The organism is Mesorhizobium sp. M2A.F.Ca.ET.037.01.1.1 (assembly GCF_003998075.1).
Classification (GTDB): domain Bacteria; phylum Pseudomonadota; class Alphaproteobacteria; order Rhizobiales; family Rhizobiaceae; genus Mesorhizobium.
The window spans coordinates 1-3,453 of sequence record NZ_RZSA01000740.1 but is presented as its reverse complement, the minus strand read 5'-3'; the positions used below and the strand labels follow the sequence as shown (position 1 = coordinate 3,453).

General features: G+C 60.4%; 3 protein-coding genes and 1 pseudogene. All 4 read left to right on the top strand.

What is annotated here, in order from left to right:
* Positions 1-454, top strand: a 454-nt coding sequence (locus EOA27_RS28085) for an FAD-binding oxidoreductase (protein ID WP_145970575.1), incomplete at its 5' end; no start/stop codon positions are given.
* A 311-nt stretch (positions 455-765) separates the two neighbouring features.
* Positions 766-1,002, top strand: a complete 237-nt coding sequence (locus EOA27_RS28080; protein ID WP_245491180.1) for a hypothetical protein — start codon at positions 766-768, stop codon at positions 1,000-1,002.
* 49 nt (positions 1,003-1,051) lie between these two features.
* Positions 1,052-2,443, top strand: a complete 1,392-nt coding sequence (locus tag EOA27_RS28075; protein ID WP_127257774.1) for a PLP-dependent aminotransferase family protein — start codon at positions 1,052-1,054, stop codon at positions 2,441-2,443.
* A gap of 387 nt (positions 2,444-2,830) precedes the next feature.
* Positions 2,831-3,326: pseudogene (locus EOA27_RS28070) on the top strand (IS21 family transposase); the annotation flags it as partial.
* Between the last annotated feature and the right edge of the window lie 127 nt (positions 3,327-3,453).

Below are 3,453 nucleotides of genomic sequence, written 5' to 3'. Positions count from 1 at the left end.
CTCCATGGGAATTTCCCTATCGCTGACCAGTGAGCGTGGCTATCACATCACCATGCCCGGCATTTCCGGCGCCATCAGCCGCCCCGTGACCGACGCCGAATCGGCCTTCGTTGCGACGCCCCTGGCAGAGGGATTGCGCATCGTGGGCATCGCCGAATTCGATGCTCCCGACGCGCCGCCCGACGAGAGGCAAAGCGAAAAGCTGCTCGCCTGCGCACGCACCATGCTACCAGACATACTCGTCAGCAAGGTGTCCCGCTGGATGGGAGTAAGGCCATCGACCCCGGACAGCCTGCCGATCATTGGTCCCCACCCTGAGCACCCCGCTGTGCTATTCGCCACCGGCCATGGCCATTTGGGCGTCAGCGGTGCGCCAATGACAGCTGCTCTAATCAGCGATTTGATCGCGTGCCGGGCACCACGGGTGTCCTGCGCGCCCTATCGGCTGAGGTGAGACATTCAATCTGTCAGCAAGCAGCGATCGATACTATCGCTTTGACACGTGGTAGCCTATATTTAGATGGTTCATTGATAGAAATGACATAATCTAATCCGAATGGGGTGCGGGATGCCCTCACCGGCGTGATCGCAGACCCAGTGAAGGATACAGGAGGACATGTACAGAAAACTCGCTTTCCTGGCCGCATGCCGACCGCGAGCAGCTCTATCGCGTGCTAAGCGCCGTCGACTGGGCCTTTCAGGATTTGAAATGCGCCCTATTAGACGAGCGCGGCTAGATAGGAGTCGTTCGGCCCGCTTGCCCTGGTGCAAGTTGTTGATGATTTGGACCTGGCACTCGCACGAGCCAATGCGCTGCCCTATGGTCTCGCGGGATATGACTTCACGCCGTTCGCCGCATCCGCAGCCATGTGCTTCGGCGTCATCGGCACGAACCACTTGGTGGTCACGATTCACGAAACGTCCTTCGGCACCGGCCGGCACAGCGGCTGGGCTCCGGGGATTAAGACCTATACGGTCAAAGAAGTACGTCGGCCATCTTGAGATATATCGGCACAAAGTGAAAACGAGCTGAGAAAGGAAACATCGGCTGATGGGCTTGGACAGGATGAAGTCTTCCGGATGGCTGCCAAAGCACTTGTCAGCCGAGGGGCCACGTTATCTGGCTCTGGTGAACGCGCTGGAACAGGATGTCAGCGAGGGCAGGTTGACCGACGGTTCCCGCCTACCTCCGCATCGGGAGTTGGCCGAGCAACTCGGCCTCTCCGTCGGCACCGTGAGCAAGGCCTATCAGGAGGCCGAGCAGCGCGGTATCATCAGTGGGCACGTCGGGCAAGGCACCTTTGTGCGCCGGCGCACTCTTAGCCGCGACGGGGCATCCGCTGCGCGGGACCCAGTGAACATGGCGTTGAACGTGCCGGCTGATGGGCACGAGACCGAGATTTTATCCGGAGTGTTGACTGAGGTCGCGCGCATCCGCGACCTCGCGCCCCTCCTGGCCTACCACCCCCACGGCGGTATCGGGCAGCATCGCGAGATCATTGCCGCCAATGTCTCCGATGGCTCGTTCAACGCAGACCCGGCGCGGCTGTTTTTGTGCAACGGGGCTCAGCATGCGATCGACATTGCGGTGCGTCTGGTGGCGCGGCCCGGTGATACCATCCTCGTCGATACCCTCACCTATTCCGGCTTTAAGGCTATCGCCGCGGCCAACCATCTCACGCTCGTCCCCGTAGCCTTGGACGACGAAGGCGCCGATCCTGACGCTCTGGAAACGGCCAGCCGGGCCTCCGGCGCTAAAATATTCTATTGCACGCCGACGTTGCAGAGCCCCACGGCCCGCACCATGAGCCTCACCCGCCGGCGGCGCATCGCCGAACTGGCCGAGAGCCTCGATCTGACGATCATCGAGGATGACGTCTATGGCTTCTTCTTACCGGAGCGGCCGGTGCCGCTCGCGGAGCTCATTCCCGACCGCAGCTTTTATATCACGTCCTATTCCAAATGCGTCGCACCGGGATTCCGCCTTGGTACGCTGACTGTGCCATCTGGTTTAATAAAGCAAACCGAACTGCTCCTACATGCCTCGTCTTGGTTCGTAGCTCCTATGCTCAGCGAAATGGCGGTCCGGCTCATCGAGAGCGGCAAGCTGGACGAACTGGTGGGCGAGCGCCGGCAACAGGCGCTCGACCGCTACCGCGTGTTTTCCGGCATCTTTCCCGCGGTAGAGAGGCTTAAGTTCCCGCCCTTTTATGGATGGCTGCCATTGCCCCCAGAATGGTCGGCCGTCGGCTTCGCCTCTGCCGCGCGCGGGCACAACATACTCGCCACGCCCCCCATCGCGTCCATGGTGGACGACGCCGATCCTGGCGCGATCCGTGTCTGCCTCGGCAGCCCGAAGGACCTTACCGAGCTCTCAAACGCACTGCACACTCTCCACGAGATCATCGCCCGCTCGCCGCTGAACGTGTTCTCAGTCGCCTAGACCCTGCTTAAAGTCACATAACGCGACACCCTCAACCGATCGAAGCCATCATTTTTTTTGCAGAGACCAACAACGTCGTAGATCGGCAGCTTTGTTGTGCGACGCATCGTTTGAGATACAGTTGGAAACCCGGTGCATTCAAAGGGTTCTGTCGCAAACTTGGAAATGCGATGGTGGGATGGTCGTGTCCCACTGCGTGGTGCGTATTTCAGGCAATCGTGAGCACGGATTTCACCGCATCGTGAGCACGGATTTCACGGGATCATGAGCAACGATTTCAGATCGTGAGCAACGATTTCAGATGATCGTGAGCACCTTTTCGGAGGTGCGGGACGCTTCGGCCGACAACTCAACCGGTCTACAGCTCGTTCAAAACGAGGAAGCCTGATGCCAACCCAGAGATTGTCGATGCGCCGGATCAGAGAAGTTTTACGTCTAAGGCATGTCCAGGCCCTGACCGAGCGCGCCATCGCGCACACGCTCGGGGTGAGCAATGGTGTTGTGCATGGTTATCTGCGGCGCGCCCGTCTTGCCGGGCTGAGCTGGCCGTTGCCTGAAGGGATGGATGACGAAGGCCTTGAGCTGCTCCTCTTCCCGGCGCCGAAGGCGGCGTCGCAAAGCCCCAGCCGGCCGGTGCCCGATTGGAGCTATGTGGAGAAGGCGTTGCGCCGCCGCGGCGTAACTCGGGTGCTCCTAGAATATCGCGCCGCCAATCCCGACGGCTGGCTATACCTGGTTTTGCACGACCTTCGAGGCCTGGAAAGAGCGTGCGCGCCCGACGATGCGCCAGACGCACCTGGGCGGCGATAAGGTGTTTGTCGATTTCGCCGGCGACACCATCGACATCTTCGACCCCGTCACCGGCGAAGCGCATCCCGTGAAGTGTAAAAGTTTAAACTTTATCTGACAGACGGTGTCCTAGGCTGAAGCTTGAGCCGAGGCCGGGCGCGGAGTGGTCAGGGTTCGCAGCGCCCGGCCTCGGCGTTAGAAAGGACACTGACATGACCAAG